We start from the raw sequence: 811 nt of genomic DNA on the forward strand, positions 1-811 counted from the left end.
TGCCCTCGAGCACCAGGTCGGAGACCGCGGCGGCGGTGTCGGACGTGTCGGCGCTGGTCGACGTGTCGCGTCCCCGGTCGTCGAGGACGTCGAGCACGGCAGCGGACGCCTCGACGCCGTCCTGGGCGGCGTGGAAGTCGGCACCGACCTGACGGAGGGGCGCGAACGCCTCCGGGGCGAGCACCAGGACGAACATCGCGGCGCCGAGGCCGAGCGAGCCGTCGACGAGTCGGACGCCGATCGACACCGCGACGAGGGCGACGGAGAGGCTCGCGGCGAGTTCGAGGGCGAAGCCGCTGACGAACGACAGGCGCAGGACCCCGATGGTGCCACGGCGGTACTCGTCGGTGACGGTGCCGATGCGGCCGACCTGACGGCGGGCACGCCCGAAGACCTTGAGGGTCGCGAGGCCCTCGACCGCTTCGGTGAACGCGCCGCCGAGCCGGGTGAGCGCGTCCGACTGCCGCCGCTGGAGCGCCTGGGTCGCCAGGCCGATGAGCACCATGAAGACGGGGATCACCGGCATCGCCAGCACGATGACGACGGCACTCGTCACGTCACCGAGCCCGATCGCGACGAGGAGCACCGGCGTCGCGACGGCGGTGAGCGCGAGCTGCGGGACGTAGCGTCCGAAGTAGGCGTCGAGGGCGTCGAGCCCGGGTCCGAGGGCCGTCGCGAAACCGGCAGTCGAGCGTTCGGCGAGCCAGGACGGCCCGCGTTCCGCCGCGCGGGCCAGGACGGTCGCGCGGAGCTCGCTCTTCACCGTCGCGCCCGCCCGCGCCGCGAGGTCGTCCGTCGCCCACGCCGCGAC

1 protein-coding gene is annotated in these 811 nt (G+C 74.1%); it reads right to left on the reverse strand.

Going from position 1 to position 811, the window contains the following annotated elements; genetic code table 11:
- Positions 1–811 (reverse strand): ABC transporter transmembrane domain-containing protein (locus D8M35_RS16180; RefSeq protein ID WP_274542781.1); only part of this gene is annotated, 811 nt, incomplete at both ends.

The sequence above is a fragment of the Curtobacterium sp. HSID17257 genome, from assembly GCF_003989515.1.
Taxonomy (GTDB): domain Bacteria; phylum Actinomycetota; class Actinomycetes; order Actinomycetales; family Microbacteriaceae; genus Curtobacterium.